Raw genomic sequence first — 18,120 nt, 5'->3', positions numbered from 1 at the left:
TGGTTTAAAAAACATGAAGTGCGTAACTGGTAAGAGATCTTATGATACTGAGTCCATGGCGGTAGATGCGCTGGTGGATATTCGAGGACGCAATAACTATAGATCAGAGTCAGGTCCAATCAATGTATATCAATGTGAAGACTGTGGTCAGTGGCATTTCACCTCCAAAGGAACGACTCATCCTTTACTTAAGGATGAAGACGTTCAACAAAGGATTTCTTCTCAGAATGAAGCAGAATATTGGGAGCGTAAATTAAGATTCTGATTCGTCGATATCAGAGTCATCGTGCTTTACTTCATTCAATGGCTTTAGATTTGAAGGGATCTGCCCTTCAGGGTCGTATGGGAATACTTCGAGGATGTTGGTTAACGAAATAGCAGGAATATCATACGGTACCAACATGCTGTTTAAATGCTCTTCTATTCGTTCATACGCTTGTTTTGCTGTTTCCGCACTCACAAGTATGTAAGTGTTGATTTTCACTTCCTTATCGCTATCACCGTCTACCGTAGCATAAACTACCTTGCTCTTAAACCACTTTTCAGAATCTTCGTGGTTGATTACCTCAGCGATATTCGTTTTTGTGATTTGAGTAACAGTGAATTCTCCGCGTATGTCTCGCTCACATATTTCGTAAACTCTAGACTCAGCATCAGTATAAGATACGGCATCAAGCAAAAATGTGTCTGTCACCTGCTTAACCATTCCATCTTCTAATTCCTTGTTGTGTTTTATTTTACAGGTATACCAGATTTTCATTTTTGTTCTTTTTTTATGATCCAAAAAAGTTGAAGGCTGCAAAGATAGATGTCCTGTTTTGATGTGAAAATTTATCGAGAAAATCTTGCTACAATTTTTTTATGGGAACAAATTGTAAGAGACTTGTTTCTAAATAAATTAACCCCATACCCCAATGACCCAAGCAATTCCCAGAGTATTGTGGCAGCCAGACCAACAATTCATAGACAACAGCAACCTGACGGCTTATAGCAACTGGTTGAAAACCAATTATGGCCTTTCTTTTGATGATTACGATGCGTTGTGGAAATGGTCATGCGATGATACGAAAGCATTTTGGAAAAGTATTTATGAATACTTCCAGGTAATTGATTATGGTGACCCAGAAATTATTCATGACGATTTACCAATGCCACATACCAATTGGTTTAGTGGAAGTAAGTTGAATTATGCTGAGCACTCGTTCAGGTTTGCAAATTCTGAAGATCCAGCGATCATTTTCCAACACGAAAGTGGAGGGGCCAAAGAAATTAGTTGGAAAGCGCTTCGTCAGCAGGTAGCTTCATTTCAAGCTTACTTGCTCAGCCAGGGAGTACAAAAAGGAGATCGTGTAGTTGCTTACATTCCTAACATCCCAGAAGCTGTAGTTGGTTTTTTGGCTACTTGTTCTATCGGGGCTGTTTGGTCAAGTTGCTCTCCAGATTTTGGGGCAAGCAGTGTCGTAGATCGCTTTAAACAAATTGCTCCAAAAGTTCTTATCACCGTAGATGGCTATCATTATCAGGGCAAAGCTCATGATAGAGTGGAGGAAGTGCATCAAATTCTGGCTGAATTGGATTCCGTTACTGCCGTGGTGCAAATTCCTGTATTGCATAGAGTCTCATTTGTCGATTATGCTTCTGTATGGGAGGAAATAATGCAGATTGAAGGGGATTTACATTTTACACCGGTAGATTTTTCTGATCCTATTTGGGTTTTGTATTCTTCTGGAACCACAGGTCAACCAAAAGCCATTACCCATTCACAAGGAGGGGTATTGTTGGAGCATTTGAAATATGTGACTTTTCACAATGATGTCAAGCAAGGTGAGCGCTACTTCTGGTATACCACTACAGGGTGGATGATGTGGAATTTTGTTCAGGCCACCTTATTGGCGGGAGCTACGATAGTTTTATATGACGGTAGTCCCTCATATCCAGATATCAATACCCTATGGCATTTGACCGAAACATTCAAAATCAACCATTTTGGCACAAGTGCTCCATTTATTGTGGCTTGTATGAATAAGGGGCTTACTCCTGGAAAGGATTTTGACTTGTCGAGTTTGCGTTCAATTAGTAGCACAGGATCACCCTTGCCTTCAGAAGGATATGACTGGGTGTATAAATTTGTAAAAGGCGATATTTGGTTGTGCTCCATGAGTGGAGGTACCGATGTGTGTTCTGCTTTTGTGGGCGGATGTCCAACAGAACCATTATATGAAGGAGAGATACAGCGACGAGCATTGGGCTGTGCGATGGCTTCTTATGACGATGAAGGAAATGAATTGATAGGTGACGTTGGCGAAATGGTGGTGACTATACCGATGCCTTCTATGCCGATATATTTTTGGGGAGATGTAAACAAAGAACGATATACGGAATCATATTTTGAGATGTTCCCAACTGTTTGGAGACATGGAGATTGGCTGGAGATTACCGAGCGAAATACGTTGATTATAAAAGGAAGGTCTGATGCCACATTGAATCGTCACGGAATTCGAATTGGTACTGCGGAAATTTATCAGTCTGTAGATAAAGTAAATGGAATCAAAGACAGTTTGATCGTTAACCTGGAACTGGATGGTGGACGGCACTATATGCCATTGTTTGTGGTGATGGAGGAGGGTTTTGAGTTGTCTGATGAAATTAAAAAGCGAATACAGGAGCAATTGACCAATGATTTTTCCAAAAGACATGTGCCAGATGAAGTGGTTGAAATTCAGGACATTCCTTACACAATAAGCGGTAAGAAAATGGAAGCGCCAGTCAAACGAATACTTCTTGGGAGGCCTAAAAATCTTGCTGCTAACCTTGGAGCAATGAGAAACCCTGAGTCACTTGATTTCTTTGAGTCCTTTCAAATAGCTACATAGAATAATCGACAGTGGTGACAGAAAAATTAGGAACCAAAGGTTCTAATCAAGGCTATTTCATTACTTTTAAAAAGTAAATTCCCAACCTTAGCACGCTATCTATGTACATACGCATTTTTGCACTTGTCTTTTCCATATTTGCCATAAGTTCAGCTTATGCAGAAGAAAATCAAGTAGTCGACAGTCTGCATCTGGAGCTGAGACGTTTGTCTGAAAGTGATTTAAAACAACGAGTAGCAATCAATAATGCTCTGGCATGGGAATATAGAGATGTGAGACCCGACTCTTCACTATTTTTTGCGAATAGAGCCTTGAGAATTTCCAGGGAAAATGGCTTTTTAGATGATGAAATTCAGTCTATCAATTACATCGGAGTAGCGTATAGAAATTTAAGCAATTTTTCGAAAGCCTTCGAGAAGTATCTGGAGGCATTGAAGTTAGCTGAAGAACGTGAAAACGGTGAACAGCGTGGATATTCATTAATTAATCTCGGTAACCTTTATTTATACCAAACGAATTTTCAAGGTGCAATTAAGTACTTTATACAGGCATTGGATCAAGCGCAATCTTTAGCTGATAATCGAATGGTAGGCTATTGTTTTCTGAATCTTGGACGATCATACAAAGGAATTTCAGAATACGGTCAGGCAGAACTCTACTACAAGCAGGCTATTGATATAAGAGGGGAGCTAGGGGATGAGTATGGCACCTTGGCTGCGGAAATTGATCTAGCAGAGACCTACATGTTGCAAGGTAACTTGAAACAATCAGAGCGATATCATTTAAGCCTGGCGGAGCGAATTAACCCAGATACAAATCCCAGAATGCTTTCAGTGGTTTACAAGAATATGTCGGAATTGTATCTAGCTAAAAATGAATTAAATAAGGCGAAACAATACGCATTCAAGGCAATTGATATTACAAGAAACGTAAATAGTCGATATGAAGAAAAGAATGTTCTTGAAAATCTGAGCAAAATATATGCTAATGGTAGCGAGTTCGAAGAGGCTTATAATACAAACGTTAGGTATGGTGAATTAAATCAGCAGCTCTTTAGTGAAGAGAATATTCGTCGAATTGAACGTATGAAGAGCCAGTATGAGATGGAGCAACAAGAAGCGGAAAATGAGTTTCTACGCAAACAGGCTGAGCTAAATCAAGAAATTATCAATCGACAAAAGATCATCATCACTTTGACAGTACTAGGAATTGTACTGTTCATCATCGGTATTGGGGTAACTGTTCGAGCGTATTTGTTAAAAAAGAATTTGTCCAATAAGATCTCCAGACAAAAAGATAAAATTCAACGTGACAAGGAAGTTATTGAGAAACAATCCAACAAGTTGAAGGAACTGGATGCTGCTAAATCACGATTTTTTGCCAATGTATCGCATGACCTTAGATCACCATTAAGTCTGATAATTGGCAACCTGGAAATGCTACGTGAGGATGAAGACGTGGTATTGACTCCTGGCGCGATGAAGAACCTCGATACCGGCTATAAGAACTGCAAGCACTTACTATACTTAACGGATGAAATCAACGACTTAACCAAGCTGGAAGAAGGAAAAATTAACCTTAAGCAAGAGGTCGTACGATTTGGGAAATATTTGGAAATGCTCACTGAGATGTTCGTAGGTACTGCCGAATATAAAGGCGTTAAGCTTAGTTGTAAGAACTATATTAAAGAGCATATTGCTGTATTTATTGACCCTAGACAGTTCGAAAAGATCTTCTATAACCTGGTATCAAATGCTATCAGGCATACATCTAAAGGTGATAAAATCACCATTGAAACCCATGATGATGGAGACTCTGTATTGCTCAATGTCATTGACTCTGGAGAAGGGATTCCTAAAGAGAGTTTGGAGTATGTGTTTGATCGTTTCTATCAATCAAAAGATAATCAGTACCGAACGAAGGAAGGTTTAGGAATTGGTTTGGCACTAGTTAAGGAATTGGTAGAACTTCATGGAGGAACCATCGCTGTAGAAAGCACACTTGGTTTAGGGACAAGTTTTAAGATGTCCTTCCCGAAGGTGAATGCCATGGGTGAAGATGCTAACATCGGTTCTACATTCAGTTATGTGTCTGAGCGAAAGCATTTGTATGACGAGATCGATCGTGAAGAAAGTGCGGGCATTAGTCTTCCAAAGCAAGAAGAGGACAAGGAGAGTATATTGATTGTGGACGATCATCCTGAAATTAGGTATCATATACGTCAGATCCTGGAAGATGACTATCATATAGTGGAAGCTGCCCATGGTATCGAAGCATTGGAATTATTGAAGCACAATGACATTTCCTTAATCATCTCAGATTTGATGATGCCATGGATGGACGGATTCGAGCTTATCGAGGCGCTAAAAGCTAATGATGACTATAATAAGATTCCAGTTTTGGTTGTTTCAGCTCGTATCTCAGAACAAGATCAAGAGAAAGTACTTTATCAAGGAATCAATGATTACTTACAGAAGCCATTCCAGAAGAAGGAGCTCAAGCTTAGGATTAATAATTTATTGGCTTCCAGAAGGAATTATAGTGGGTCAGAGTTAAATGAAACCTTCTCTAAATTGTTTGATAAATCGAGTCTGGATGCCGTAGAAAAGGATATTTTATCAAAATTAGATCAAGTCATCATGGACCGAATTGATGATGAAAATTTATCTGTATTTGATTTGGCGAGTGCTATGGCAGCAAGTGAGCGTCAGGTTTATCGATTAGTTAAGAAATTAACTGGAATGACGCCATTCGAGTATGTTGCGGAGATCAGAATGAAATACGCTGACTATCTCATCAGAAAGAATAAGGTGAAAAATGCTACAGAGGCCGCCAAGAGCATAGGATTGAAAAATGTGACAGCCTTTAGTAAGCAGTATGAGAAGAAGTTTGGCATGAAGCCAACGGATGTGCTTAAAGAGGCTTAGTTTTAGAACTTTGCCTCTGAATAAGCGATTTCGGTTAGCTGAGCCTGGTAGAAAGCATCAAAATAATTTGATCTAACTGCAGGGTCACCTACGAAAATGTCCTGACTATTCGGGAAATGGTTGCTTCTCTTGCTTTTGATTAGCTTGTCTAAACCTTTAGATATTTTGTTTTCTCTATTCACCATCATCTCAATTTCAGTAATAAATGAATTCTTCATTAGAGCCTGTTTTGGCTCTTTTTGCAGCTTTCATGCCTACCGTGGCAAAAAGCATTGTGATCATTAAAACGGCTAATTTTTTGAACATATCACCAGTAAGGCAACTAATCGCTGATGTACCCCCAAAAGAAATTGAAATTTTATTGAATAATTTTTATACCGTTAGTCTGGATGGAGCAGGTGCCCCAATAACCAAGGACCTTTTCATCTGAATTTAGATAAAACATATTGCCATTGATTGGCCCAGGTGTGATGAATGAGGTGGACCCTAAGGATGTGGTTTGATTTTTTAAATTCCGTAAGTAATTATAGCCAGTAGAGGTTATTTCCTGGAGTTCGAGTCCTATAGAATCGCTTTCAAAAAATTCAAAACTTGTGAATTCGTTTTCAATGAAAGGGGAGTTTCCATTGAAAAATTTGTCATTGATCAATAGGATATTTTCACTCTCTTTGAATAAAGTATCGTTTTTATACACTTTGAACCGGTAATAATTCTCTTCTTCACCATTGTCGTTTATCTGGGTGATTGGGTAGAATACTTGCTCTATGATGTTTTCATTGGTTGCAGATTCTCGCTCATAGTATTCGAAGTTAATCGTGTCCAGTGAGGGAGCACTAGCCATTTTCTGGGTGCTAGATTGAATGATTCTACCATCGGACAGTCTTACTTCAAGAAAGTAGTTTATTCCTTCCTGTCCAGAGTAAGTGGATTGAGTGCTATAAAGCCCATTAGAGGAATGAATTAGGTCAATTGTGACTCCATTACTACTTCGGATTTTTACCCCTGCATCTTCGATATAGGATTTTCCAGAGTTGTCAAGGAAATTTTGAGACAAACTAATTTTAATAAATTGAATGGTATCCAGATCAGATAACCAACCTTCAATAACCACTTGTTGTTCCTGGTCATCAAGTTCAAGGTTGTTGTCTTGACAAGACCATAACAGTAATACAAGCACGATATAGCAATAAAGATTCCTCAAAACTTGAAATGATAGCTTAATGATGGAATAATGGTATCTATTACAGTGTAAGGGGTTACTTGTGTTTCACCATCTTCATTTTCCTCAAATACATACGAATAGACATTCTTTTTACCGTAAACGTTGTAAATGTTTACAGTCCAATAGTCATTGAATCTTTTTGGGGTACCATCTGGTTTTATGTTTTTTGTGTGCCATTTGATGGATAAATCCATTCGATGGTAAGCGGGTAAACGGCCTTGATTTCGATTTTCAAATCTTGGTACCTGAATGTCTTCATAAGTATATTTTCCAACAGGCCGGGTATATGGTCGTCCTGAATTGTAATTGAAGGAAACGGAAGTAAAGAGCCTTTTAGTAAGTTCATAAACTCCAACAACTGAAATATCATGTTTACGGTCAAAATTGGATGGGAAAAACTGTCCATTATTGATGGATTCGAATGGGTCATCTACCCGCAACTCACTGCGAGAGAGTGTATAACTGGTCCAACCTGTCAGTTTTCCTTTATTCTTTTTTAAGAAAAATTCGATACCATAGTTTCTGCCGTCTCCACTGACCAATTCTGTTTCGGGGTTTTCATTAAACAGTAAGTCAGCTCCATTTTTATATTCTACAAGATTGCTGAGTGTTTTATAATAACCGTCTACAAAAGCTTCATAATTATTATCATCAAAATTGTAAAACAAGCCTAATGAGTAATGATTGGACTCTGTAGGCTTAATGTGTTGATCACTCAGTTTCCATATATCCGTAGGAGTAGGAGTTACCGTGTTGGATATCAGATGCAAATACTGATAAGTCCTGGTAAAACTCAATTTAGTGCTAACGTTTTTGGCCCACTGATAGACAAAGGATGCTCGTGGCTCAAAACCATAATAGGAGTGGGCCAACTTGTAGGGTTCGTAGGTTATCGTATCAACAATATTTTCATCTGCTCGCGGGTTTCCATCCTCATAGATGTATACATCTGCTGGTCCAACATTAAATAGAGAGGAGACTCTTAACCCATATTCAATCTTTACTTTATCATAATTAGCCTTATGAGATAGGTATATTGCTTGTTCTAAACCGTATTCTTTGTTTAAAATGACCGTATCAGCAGATGAGTTTTCATCATAGGGCACTCGCGATCCAGGGATTAGTCGGTGCAGAGAAGTGCTGCCTCCGAAGTTAAACTCATTATGATTATTGAGTACAAACCCCCAGTCTGTTTTGATGGTGTAGTCAATGATGTTGGATTGTCCGATGAAACTCGCCGCCTCTCTGGGTTGAGTGATTCGATAATCATACTGACTATAAATGGCAGAAAAATTGGCAAATACTCGTTGGCCAAATAGGTGATTCCATCTCATTGATAAATTTCGATTACCCCATATCCGGTCCGTCTCAAAAACATTGGTGCTACGGTCATTTCCAAGATATCCTGATAAATAGAAGGTGTTTTTCGGGTTGATCTTCCAATTGGTTTTAGCATTGAAATCCTGAAAATAATTCGTGGAATTAGCATCAAGTGTCAGGTCAAATAAGGATTGTCTGGAAGATATAATAAATGAGCTGACGTCTTTTTTGATTGGTCCTTCAGCAATTAATCTAGCCGAAACTATTCCAATACCACCAGTGATGTGATAGGAATCATAATCTCCTTCCTTTTGGTGGATGGTCATCACAGAAGAGGATCTACCTCCATAAGATGCTGGGATGAATCCCTTCATGATTTCGATTTTATTAACTGCCTCTGGATTGAAAATAGAAATCAAACCATATAAGTGGTTTGGGTTATAAATAGTGGATTCATCCAGAAGTATAAGGTTTTGATCTACATTGCCTCCACGCACGCTCAGACCATTTGCATCTTCTCCTAGTGTGTTGATTCCTGGTAGCAGAGTTGCTCCTTGTAATACATCGACTTCTCCTAGGAAATAAGGAATTTGACCTCTGGTATTCAGGTTAATCGTGTTGACACCAGGGATGGTGCTCTCTATATTTAAGTCCGGCTCATAAGCAGATACAATTACCTCATTTAATACTTCAGTCTTCGGTATTAAAGATATATTTCGTACCTGGTTTCTATCGGTGATATCAATCGTATCTATTCGGGTTTCATAACCAATGTAGTTTGTTCGCAGAACATGTTTTCCTTTTGGTAACTGAAGTGAGTAATATCCATAATTATTACTAGTGACACCCGATTCAAGGTTCATTGCATATACTGCAGCTCCAATAAGCACCTCCCCTGAGGTGGCATCTGATATGGCTCCTCTAATAGATAGGTTTTCGCCAGTTGGATAGGTAATTAAGTATTGACTCCCTCTGAAAGTAATACGTAGATCACTTTCTTTGCTCAATTGCTCAAATAGCTTGTGGACCTCATTGTATTCCTGACGCAGGGAAAATGTAAGGTCGGGGAGACGATCACTACTATAGGCTAGCTGAATGCCTTCTTTTTTTAATATTTTGAGTATTTGGTTCAGGGAATATGTGCCTGGTTCCACATGTATAGATGTGGATTGTGCATGTCCAATGGTGCTTGAGATAACCATTAGAATTACTAAAAGTATCCTTCTTAGTTTAGCCGGCATCAATCACTTCACGAATTTAGTGGAAATTCGTTTGGTTCTTGAAGTAAAAATATGGTGTTATTAGCAACCTTTCCCTGAAAGGGAAATCTTATTGCCTGATTTCTTAGACTTGATGTTAAGGACAGAAGTCAGTGTTTTGATAACTTCAGCTAGTGAGTCCCCATCAAACTCTGCAGTTACTCTACATTCTCTAATAGCTTTGGAAGTCTTAATATCTACATTGTAGAATTCTTCTAGTTGAGGAATGATTTCTTTTAGGGGTTGGTTGTCAAACTTAAAATCACCCGTCCTCCACGACTGACTGTTTACATTTGTATTATTCGAGACTGTTAATTCTGTGTTGTCAATAATGCCAATTTCACCTTTATGAAGTTTTGTGGAATTGTCACCTTTTGAGATTTGGACTATACCTGAATATACTTTAACGATTAATTGACCATCTCGAGCATCCACATCAAAACTTGTACCTAACACTTTTACATCACCATTTTTAGTGGAGATAGTAAATGGACTCCCTTTAGTTACATTAAAATAAGCCTTTCCTTCTAATTGTAGATTTCTTTCACCTAAAAAGTCCTCTTCTGTGAGAGCGACAGATGAATTTCTGCTTAGTGTCAATCTTGTTCCATCAGGAAGCTCATATTTGGAGATAGCATCCTTAGAAGCCAGCTCTCTTTGAGCAATATCTGTTGGTGAATATTTTAAATATCCAATGACACTTAATGAAGATATGAGAATTATTGCGGCAGCCACTTTCCAAAGACTCCAGAAGGAGTTTTTTGTTGGCTGTATTTTATTACAAACCTTGGCCCATGCAGCAATTGTGTCAACCGGAGCATCATACTCACTTAGCTCATAGAATAGCTCAAACTCCTCATCATCTGAGGTTTTTTTACTCTCTGAGTAGTGTTTTTGGCAATATTTGTCAAACCATTTTGAGGTCATGTCGTTTAAAAGGCAATCATTATTTTGGATACCCCTAATATCGTTATAAAATTATTTTATTCGATACTCTTTTAGTTCTTCACTCAGACTTTCTTTTAGTTTTTTCAGAGCAATACTTACCTGGTTTTCTACTGTTTTAACGGAGATTTCAAGCTCTTCGGCAATTTCATTGTAGGTCAATCCTCCGTATCGACTAAGGATGAAAATATTTTTGCATTTTTCTGGAAGTTGGTCAATTGCGAATTGGATTTTCTTCTTCATTAATTCGGTATCATCAATTGTCATCCCAGTAGATGAATAAGCTCTTACCTGATCCAGATCTGTTGTGGACTGGAGCTTGGGTAATTCAAGTTTGATGTAATTAATGCATTTGTTTTTGACAGATGAAAAAAGGTAAGATTTTAAGGACCCAGTCAAATTGATTTGAGCTCTTTTCTCCCAAATGTACATGAGTACTTCCTGAGCTATTTCTTCACCAATCGTCTGATCTCTGACAATGCTCATCGCATATCTGGACATAGCGCCATAATGCGTCTTGAATATTTTCTCATAGGAGGATAGGTCACCCTCACGCACCTTCAAGAAAAGAGCATTGTCATCATCTTGTTTCATGAATCTTGTTCACTGAAGTTAAGGGCGTCAATTATTTTTAAGTATACATTCATGGATTGATTGTACACGATATTGCTGTAGGGATTATTAGCCATTACCGTAATAACCAATTTTTCCTCTGGCACAACATAAATACTTTCTCCTCTATAACCCGTAATCCAGAATGCTTCATTGTTATTCGTATATATCGAGTTGAATTGATCAGAAAATACCCACCAGAAATACCCAAAATCCAAATCTTCAAGAAATGGAGTTTGTGCTATTGTGCAATCAAGAATCCAATCTCTATTAATAACTCTTCTCTTGTCGGTCCATCTGCCTTCGTTTAGCATCAAATATCCTAATCTGGTAAAATCAAGGGTTGAGATAGATAATCCTGTACAGAGGTCTAAAGTTCCAGATGGGTCATAGCTCCATTCATAATTAACGATATTTAGAGGCTTGAAAACTTCCTGATCTATAAATTCCTCTAATGTGATATCAATCAGAATGCTTTCGAAAATTTTAGAAAGCAGCATGCTGGATCCGCTGTTAAGAACGAGTCTTAATCCTGGAGGAGCTTCTTGGTTTTGTGATAATACATATGCTGCCCAGTCACTTTGTAACTTCATTTGATAAAAGTCACTTTCAGCGCGCTCCGTATTTACTGTATACTCGTTCCATGAAACCCCCATTTGGTTGCTAAGCAGGTGTCTAAAGGTGATATTTTTCTTAGACGGATTAGTGTCAAAAATATTTTGATATTCAGGTAAATAGTTTGAAATCGGGATGTCAAGGTTGGCAATAAGACCTTGTTCAATCATAAGTCCAAGCACCAAAGCAGCAACTCCTGTGGTCGCACGACCAACTGGGTGTAAGGAAGAGCGAGTATGGCCATTGTAATAGTTCTCAAAAACTAGTTTGTCATCTTTGATGATGATTAATCCATTAATCTCAGCGTAATTTCTGCTGTCGATTTGATTGTCCAAAGTGTATAATGCAGAATTGTTCAAACCTACATTTGATGGGAAGTCATATTCCCAGGCTCTTTGATCGGCTGGAAGTTCTTCACTTACATAGCATGAAGTGCAAAGTGTAATGAGTAAAATTACTGCTGATAAATACCGCATCTGATTCCAAATCCAAAGGTGATACCACTAAAATCTTTATTGCTGAGATGCACAATGTCTAAATTTTGCATGCTCTTATAGCCTAACGTTGTAAATAGCTTTACTTGTTCAATTGGGGTGTATAAAACCATTACTTGAGGTTCAATAATGTCAAATTTGCTGCGTATGAATTTTTCATCGTTTGATTCTCTGATCCAAACAGCGTCTCCTTTACCATATTGAATTTGAGCATTGATTTCAAAATACTTAGAATCGTAGGCTCTCAATCCTAGTCTAGCGGCACCATATTTATATGCCAGGTTGAAATTGTTGGGGAAAATGACTGTGGTTTGATAGTCACCCTGATAATTGTAAACTCCAAAGCCACCAAAAAGATTTTTGTATTGCAATCCAATAAACAACTGAGAGGTTGGGCCGTAATTGGTTTTGATAGGAATCATTTGAAATCCTGTCTCGAGAAAAACACCGGATTCAAATTTGATTAAAGGATCTTTCTCTACTAATAATGAATCATGTGGTTGGATTGTAACTGAGTCCAAAGCAACCTCCTGGCCATATGCAAGTGTAAAGGCAGTGCTCAAGAAAAGCCACAAAATGAGTTTTTTCATAAAGTAAACTTAGTGTATAAGAAATTTTTCATGGCACATGCAACCTTATTAATTTGCTTGAGTCATTGATGTGAATTTTGACTTTTAAGCCTTGAATAGCCAAACGATAAATATACATGCTGGGTTAATCGAAAGATGCCGAAATGGGGATCAGGTGGCACAGTATGAGATCTATCAATTGTACAGCAAAGCGATGTATAATACGGCTTTGAGAATATGTGCAGTGCAAGAGGAAGCTGAGGATGTCTTACAGGAGGCATTTCTGAGTGCGTTTCGAAACATTGCTTCCTATCGCGAAGACTCCACTTTTGGAGCCTGGCTTAAGCGAATAGTAATTAACAAGGCGATTACTAGTTTGAGGAGAAGTGAAAAGGAGGCGCTGATGATGGAGGAAGTAGAGGATGTGGAAAAGTATGATGACGGCTTTGAATCAGTATCAGGATTGACAGTTGAGCGCGTGAAAGCGGCCGTCTTAGAACTACCGAAAGGGTTTAGAAGTGTGGTTTCCCTTTATTTGTTTGAAGGATATGATCATAAAGAGATTTCAGACATTTTGGGAATTACGGAATCCACTTCTAAAAGTCAGTTTAAACGTGGTAAAGACAAGCTTCGACAATTATTAGAGAAGGAGGTTAAATATGGGTGATCAACTAGAAAAATTTATTCTCGACAACAGACAGGAGTTTGATAGTGAGGTGCCTTCTGAGAAGGTTTGGCAACATATTCAGCAACAGCAGACTAAGTCAGATAAATGGCTGGGTGTATGGAAAGTAGCCGCAGTAATACTATTAATCTCTACTGTTTATCTCATTGTGGATAAACAATTGGCTGAGCAAAAAGACTCAACAACAGCCATGGAGTCAGAATTTTATCAGGTAGAGCAGTATTATACGCAATTGATAGCTCAGAGAAAACAAGAAATAGCTACTTCCGGACAGTCAAGCTTAAGTCGTGAATTTTTGGTGGAAATAGAGCGGTTAGATCAAATGTATGCTCAACTTAAGCAGACCTATAAAAGTCAAAATTCAAGTGAATTGATCTCTGATATGATGATCAAAAACCTGCAGCTGAGAATTGAAATCCTCAATAAACAGGTGAAAATATTAAATGACTTAAAAAATCAAGAAAATGAAGCCAATAAGCATATTGAAATTTAATCTTGTTTTTGTGATGATTCTGGGGTTGCATGTAGCCCTGGCTGGAACACTTGAAGAGAAGAAAAAATTAATCAACAAGTCTTACCCAATTAATGCATCAACTGTGTTAAAAGTTTCCAATCAGTTTGGTGAGGTGCATTTGGAGAAGTGGGACAAACAAGAGCTCAAAGTGAAGATTGAGATCATTGTGAATGGAAAAACGGAAGACAGAGCTCGACAGATGCTGGATAAAATTAACGTAGCTATTAGTGAGGGAAGTACCATGTCCTTCATTACGGAGATGAACGGAAATATGAATTCGAAAAATGATGAGAGCTTCAAAATCAATTATTGGATCAATATGCCTTCAACTAACAAAATAGACATAGAAAACAAGTTTGGAGATACCTATATCGATGATTGGAAAGGTGATGCTGAGATTGAGGTAGGATATGGCAATTTGAAGACCATGAATTTTGAAGGTTTTTTGGATTTGGAATTGTCTTTTGGCAAAGGAACTGTGGGTGCACTCACGAATGCTGAAATGGAGGTGAAATACAGTGATTTGGATGTCCAAAAAGTAGTTAATCTGGAAATGGAGCAGCAATTTTCAAATGTGACCATTGGTTCTGTAGGTACAATTGAAGTTGAGAGTAAATATGGGGAATTGGTAATAGGAGAGGTAGATGTGGTGGAAGCTGATGCGCAGTTCTCAGGATTCTCCATTGAGAAACTCAACAAGCAGATGTATCTCGAAGCAAGTTATATCTCAGATTTTGAGATAGAGGAGCTGAATAAGGACTTCTCCAAAATTGAAATCTACGGTAAGTTTAGTAACTACACTCTTCGTTTGCAGGATGGTACCAATGCGGAGTTGGAAGGGGAGTTTTCATTTTCCAATATGAGTGTTAGCAATGATCAGGTGGATATTTACCGCAAAGTGAAAGATGCTAACAAGAGTGAGTACAAAGCTCGAATTGGGAAAGGTGATTCAGGTAAAAGAATCATTGTGAAATCGAGTTACGGTGATTTGAAAGTAAAATAGAAGAGGCCTCAATTGAGACCTCTTTATTTAATACATTCCAGTAAGTTCGAATTCTTCATTCTTCGAATCAAGAATCTTTCCTTTATCACATTTCAGTACTCTTGCAGGAAACTGCTTGATGAAATGATGATTGTGAGTAGCCATGATAACGGCCGTTCCACTTTTGTTGATTTCTAAGAATAGTTTCATGATTCCTTCAGAAACTTCCGGGTCGAGATTACCGGTAGGCTCATCTGCAAAGAGAATTTGTGGTTCGTTGAGCAAAGCACGCGCTATTACTACACGCTGTTGCTCACCACCACTTAGTTGATGTGGCATTTTGCTGCTCACAGCTCCTAATCCCACACGCATTAATACCTCAGCTAATCGACTCTTCATTTTCGCTTTGTCTTTCCAGCCAGTAGCTTTCATGACGAAGTGAAGGTTCTCAGATACATTGCGATCGTAAAACAGTTCAAAGTCCTGAAATACGATGCCAATTTTTCTTCGCAAGAAAGGAATATCTCCTGATTTAAGACCCCTTATATTATATCCAGCAACTTTAATGTCTCCAAGTCTCAATGGCAAATCACCATAAAGCGTTTTGAGGAGTGATGATTTTCCACTTCCAGTTCTACCAACCAGGTACACAAATTCACCTTTTTCAATATCGACATCCAACTCACTAAGTACAGTGGTGTTGTCTTGAAAAATAGTGGCATTGGTAATCTTAACTACTGGTTCCTCTGAAAATGACATCTTAAAGCTCTAGTTTTTGAAGTTTACCGAAAGGTAATGAATCGATCAGTTTTTTAAGCTCTGTCTCTTTACCTTCCAGTCCAAACTTTTCAAGTTTTTGTAAGGGTCTGTCTGCTCTAAAATAAGCGATCAGTACAAACTTCTCGTCTCGAAGCTGAATATAATCAGGAATTTTAGCCTTTCCTTTTACCTTGATGATATACATATCAGATATTGCCGTTTGTATCATCAACTGTTATGCAGGCTTATTGGTTACCTTTTTTATAATCTGCGAGGAATTTCTCCAATCCACTATCGGTTAATGGATGTTTCAAAAGTCCTGTAATTACGGATAGAGGACAAGTAACTACATCCGCACCAATTTCTGCACACTGAATCAAATGCATGTTGTGACGAACGGAAGCAGCTAAAATTTCAGTTTCGAAATCGTAGTTGTCAAATATCTGAACGATTTGCTCGATTAATGTAAGGCCATCAGATCCGATATCATCTAGTCTGCCAATGAAAGGAGAGATGTAAGTTGCTCCTGCTTTAGCGGCTAAAATCGCTTGACCGGCACTGAAAATCAGTGTACAGTTTGTTCTAATACCTTCGTCTGTCAAAGCCTTGATGGTTTTTACACCGTCTTTGATCATCGGTACCTTCACTACAATCTTGTCATCCAGAGCTGCTAATTTTCTACCTTCAGCAAGCATGGCTTCAAATTCGGTAGAGATTACTTCTGCACTCACATTGTCATCTACAATGTCACAGATTGCCTTGTAGTGTTTTAAAATATTTTCTTCACCAGTGATGCCTTCTTTAGCCATCAATGAAGGGTTGGTAGTAACACCGTCTAATACACCTAGGTCGTAAGCCTCTCTAATTTCGTCTAGATTAGCTGTATCTATAAAGAATTTCATATTAATAAGATTTTGAGAAGTAAAAGTGGAGTAAAAAAGGGATAATAAAAAAGGCAAACGAAATGTCGCACCGCTACAACCGCTTACCCTTGCTACCTTCCGGTCCTGGGGGATTCAGCAGGAGCTGGTCGCATCCGTTTGCCGAGGTGCAAAGGTAGTAAAGATTGCGACTTTCCTAATATTATAATTCAGAAATTAGTCGGAAATCGTCACTTTCAGTGTCGTAGTTGTCCTCATCTTCTTCAAGATCAACTAGTTCCTCAGAATTATTAAAAAATGATCGATCGAGAACATCGTCTAATTCAGAGAATTCATCACTTTGAAAATCACGTTCTATTTTTTCCATGATCTTAAATTTTTATAGGTGCTAAGATATTGGCAATCAATAAACTGAAGTTCATTACTGAGTTAAATTGATATTATGGAGGGATTAAATAATTCATCATGTTGTATGTAAGGTTAGACTGTGAGTAAATGTTTTGATTTATGAATTTCTATTTGCTGAATCATTTTTATTTTTGTGAAAAGGCAAGGTTGGATCTTGACTTTCGTTGGTAATTAGCCTTGCTATTGTTTCATTTTAATCAGATAAAACCATGGGAAAAGGAGACAAGAAGACTAAAAAGGGTAAAATTGCAAGTGGATCGTATGGGGTGAAAAGACCTAAAAAGGCGACCACAAAGAAAGCGACAGCTAAAAAGAAATAGCCCTTTGAGGGTGTTTGAATGAGAATAATTGTAGGGATAGTATTGTTGGTGATTTCAAGTGCCCTCAATGCACAAGTAAAAGGTTATATAGGTATTAGTGGTGGCGGACATTTTCAGTCGGCTTACATCGAGCATACGCTGTATAATACATTTATGTCAACAGGATTTGATCCTGGATATCATGGTGGAGTGATGTTCAAGCTTTTCACCAATCAATCTCATACATCTTTTCTGAATGCGGGTTTGCAGAGTGGATTGCAGTATGAGACCAAAGGTTGGAGGCAGACTTTCGATACTGATGAGCCTACCTACCATGTTAAAATGGATTACATTACGTTTCCCTTGGATGCTATTATTTATGGAGGAAAGCGCAAAACGAAAATTTTTGCTACTCTAGGGATATTTTTAGAGCAGTTGATCAGTGTAGATAAGGACACTACTCCCAATCTCGACAATCTAGGGGGGCAGGAGTTTTATACTTACGAAGAAGATCGAGATCGTAAATTGGGTTATGGAGTGAAAGTCTCAGTAGGAATACATCGTGATTTTCCATTTGGAGCATTGCATTTAGATGGCTTTTTATCATATAGTGCAAGTAGTTTTATCAAAACCGACGATTTCTCCGATCGACTTCCTGATCTTACCAATCATTATTTGGGAGGGTTTACGGTTGCTTACCTCATTCCATTCGGGAAAATGGAATTTTCAAGGTAATTTTATTGGGAACATAACCCA

Annotated in this window: 20 protein-coding genes and 1 other RNA gene; 8 read left to right on the top strand and 13 right to left on the bottom strand. The window is 38.2% G+C overall.

All coding sequences use genetic code 11. From position 1 onward, the window contains the following. The first annotated feature begins 13 nt into the window (after positions 1 to 13). A complete protein-coding gene (locus NXS00_RS04630; protein WP_258097944.1) occupies positions 14 to 265 on the top strand; it encodes a hypothetical protein in 252 nt (83 codons plus the stop codon). On the opposite strand, the gene NXS00_RS04625 is transcribed toward NXS00_RS04630, so the two are convergent. Beyond that, positions 254 to 760, bottom strand: coding sequence for a DUF4494 domain-containing protein (locus NXS00_RS04625; RefSeq protein ID WP_258097943.1), 507 nt, complete (start codon positions 758 to 760; stop codon positions 254 to 256). The genes NXS00_RS04630 and NXS00_RS04625 overlap by 12 nt on opposite strands. A 154-nt stretch (positions 761 to 914) precedes the next feature. Here NXS00_RS04625 and NXS00_RS04620 point away from each other — a divergent pair, with 154 nt between their 5' ends. Both NXS00_RS04620 and NXS00_RS04615 read left to right on the top strand, forming a co-directional pair. After that, positions 915 to 2,873: an acetoacetate--CoA ligase gene (locus NXS00_RS04620; RefSeq protein WP_258097942.1), complete on the top strand. Its 1,959-nt coding sequence runs from the start codon at positions 915 to 917 to the stop codon at positions 2,871 to 2,873. 101 nt (positions 2,874 to 2,974) lie between these two features. Further along, positions 2,975 to 5,800, top strand: coding sequence for an ATP-binding protein (locus NXS00_RS04615; protein WP_258097941.1), 2,826 nt, complete (start codon positions 2,975 to 2,977; stop codon positions 5,798 to 5,800). Between the two features lie 2 nt (positions 5,801 to 5,802). Here the strand turns inward: NXS00_RS04615 and NXS00_RS04610 are convergent, their stop codons facing one another. From NXS00_RS04610 to NXS00_RS04580, 7 genes are all read right to left on the bottom strand, one after another. Further along, positions 5,803 to 6,018 (bottom strand): hypothetical protein, encoded by a 216-nt coding sequence (locus tag NXS00_RS04610; RefSeq protein ID WP_258097940.1) that lies wholly within the window; start codon positions 6,016 to 6,018, stop codon positions 5,803 to 5,805. Between the two features lie 140 nt (positions 6,019 to 6,158). Beyond that, positions 6,159 to 6,977: a DUF4249 domain-containing protein gene (locus tag NXS00_RS04605; protein WP_258097939.1), complete on the bottom strand. Its 819-nt coding sequence runs from the start codon at positions 6,975 to 6,977 to the stop codon at positions 6,159 to 6,161. Positions 6,978 to 6,997: 20 nt separating this feature from the next. Further along, positions 6,998 to 9,583, bottom strand: coding sequence for a TonB-dependent receptor (locus tag NXS00_RS04600; protein ID WP_258097938.1), 2,586 nt, complete (start codon positions 9,581 to 9,583; stop codon positions 6,998 to 7,000). A 60-nt stretch (positions 9,584 to 9,643) separates the two neighbouring features. After that, entirely contained in the window at positions 9,644 to 10,528 is an 885-nt protein-coding gene (locus NXS00_RS04595) for a FecR family protein (protein ID WP_258097937.1), read from the bottom strand. A gap of 51 nt (positions 10,529 to 10,579) precedes the next feature. Continuing rightward, positions 10,580 to 11,140: an RNA polymerase sigma-70 factor gene (locus tag NXS00_RS04590; RefSeq protein ID WP_258097936.1), complete on the bottom strand. Its 561-nt coding sequence runs from the start codon at positions 11,138 to 11,140 to the stop codon at positions 10,580 to 10,582. Then, a complete protein-coding gene (locus tag NXS00_RS04585) occupies positions 11,137 to 12,249 on the bottom strand; it encodes a serine hydrolase domain-containing protein (protein ID WP_258097935.1) in 1,113 nt (370 codons plus the stop codon). Before NXS00_RS04585 ends, NXS00_RS04590 begins: the two co-directional genes overlap by 4 nt. Then, a complete protein-coding gene (locus NXS00_RS04580) occupies positions 12,228 to 12,857 on the bottom strand; it encodes a hypothetical protein (RefSeq protein ID WP_258097934.1) in 630 nt (209 codons plus the stop codon). The genes NXS00_RS04585 and NXS00_RS04580 overlap by 22 nt, the downstream gene beginning before the upstream one ends. A gap of 91 nt (positions 12,858 to 12,948) precedes the next feature. Between NXS00_RS04580 and NXS00_RS04575 the strand changes: the two genes are divergently transcribed. The 3 genes from NXS00_RS04575 to NXS00_RS04565 are packed head-to-tail and all read left to right on the top strand — an operon-like array spanning position 12,949 to position 15,038. Continuing rightward, a complete protein-coding gene (locus tag NXS00_RS04575) occupies positions 12,949 to 13,503 on the top strand; it encodes an RNA polymerase sigma factor (RefSeq protein WP_258097933.1) in 555 nt (184 codons plus the stop codon). After that, on the top strand, positions 13,496 to 14,014 hold the full coding sequence (locus tag NXS00_RS04570; protein WP_258097932.1) for a hypothetical protein: 519 nt from the start codon (positions 13,496 to 13,498) through the stop codon (positions 14,012 to 14,014). Before NXS00_RS04575 ends, NXS00_RS04570 begins: the two co-directional genes overlap by 8 nt. Then, positions 13,986 to 15,038 (top strand): hypothetical protein, encoded by a 1,053-nt coding sequence (locus NXS00_RS04565; RefSeq protein WP_258097931.1) that lies wholly within the window; start codon positions 13,986 to 13,988, stop codon positions 15,036 to 15,038. Before NXS00_RS04570 ends, NXS00_RS04565 begins: the two co-directional genes overlap by 29 nt. Positions 15,039 to 15,065: 27 nt before the next feature. Here the strand turns inward: NXS00_RS04565 and NXS00_RS04560 are convergent, their stop codons facing one another. From NXS00_RS04560 to NXS00_RS04540, 5 genes are all read right to left on the bottom strand, one after another. Continuing rightward, positions 15,066 to 15,776, bottom strand: a complete 711-nt coding sequence (locus tag NXS00_RS04560; protein WP_258097930.1) for a cell division ATP-binding protein FtsE — start codon at positions 15,774 to 15,776, stop codon at positions 15,066 to 15,068. Between the two features lies 1 nt (position 15,777). Then, positions 15,778 to 15,981, bottom strand: a complete 204-nt coding sequence (locus tag NXS00_RS04555) for a fructose-6-phosphate aldolase (protein ID WP_258097929.1) — start codon at positions 15,979 to 15,981, stop codon at positions 15,778 to 15,780. 40 nt (positions 15,982 to 16,021) lie between these two features. Beyond that, the gene (gene fsa / locus NXS00_RS04550) at positions 16,022 to 16,678 is read right to left on the bottom strand and encodes a fructose-6-phosphate aldolase (protein WP_258097928.1); all 657 of its coding nucleotides are present in this window, start codon (positions 16,676 to 16,678) and stop codon (positions 16,022 to 16,024) included. A gap of 49 nt (positions 16,679 to 16,727) precedes the next feature. After that, an RNA gene (gene ffs, locus NXS00_RS04545) (signal recognition particle sRNA small type) lies at positions 16,728 to 16,821 on the bottom strand. Between the two features lie 38 nt (positions 16,822 to 16,859). Next, positions 16,860 to 17,024, bottom strand: a complete 165-nt coding sequence (locus NXS00_RS04540) for a hypothetical protein (RefSeq protein WP_258097927.1) — start codon at positions 17,022 to 17,024, stop codon at positions 16,860 to 16,862. A 250-nt stretch (positions 17,025 to 17,274) separates the two neighbouring features. Between NXS00_RS04540 and NXS00_RS04535 the strand changes: the two genes are divergently transcribed. Together NXS00_RS04535 and NXS00_RS04530 are read left to right on the top strand one after the other, a co-directional pair. Further along, the gene (locus tag NXS00_RS04535) at positions 17,275 to 17,385 is read left to right on the top strand and encodes a 30S ribosomal protein THX (protein WP_258097926.1); all 111 of its coding nucleotides are present in this window, start codon (positions 17,275 to 17,277) and stop codon (positions 17,383 to 17,385) included. A gap of 18 nt (positions 17,386 to 17,403) precedes the next feature. Further along, entirely contained in the window at positions 17,404 to 18,099 is a 696-nt protein-coding gene (locus tag NXS00_RS04530) for an outer membrane beta-barrel protein (protein ID WP_258097925.1), read from the top strand. Positions 18,100 to 18,120: the final 21 nt, after the last annotated feature.

It is taken from the genome of Marinoscillum pacificum, assembly GCF_024714495.1.
In the GTDB taxonomy this organism is placed as follows: domain Bacteria; phylum Bacteroidota; class Bacteroidia; order Cytophagales; family Cyclobacteriaceae; genus Marinoscillum; species Marinoscillum pacificum.
Note: the sequence above shows the minus strand (reverse complement) of the source record. Positions and strands in the feature narration are given on the sequence as shown.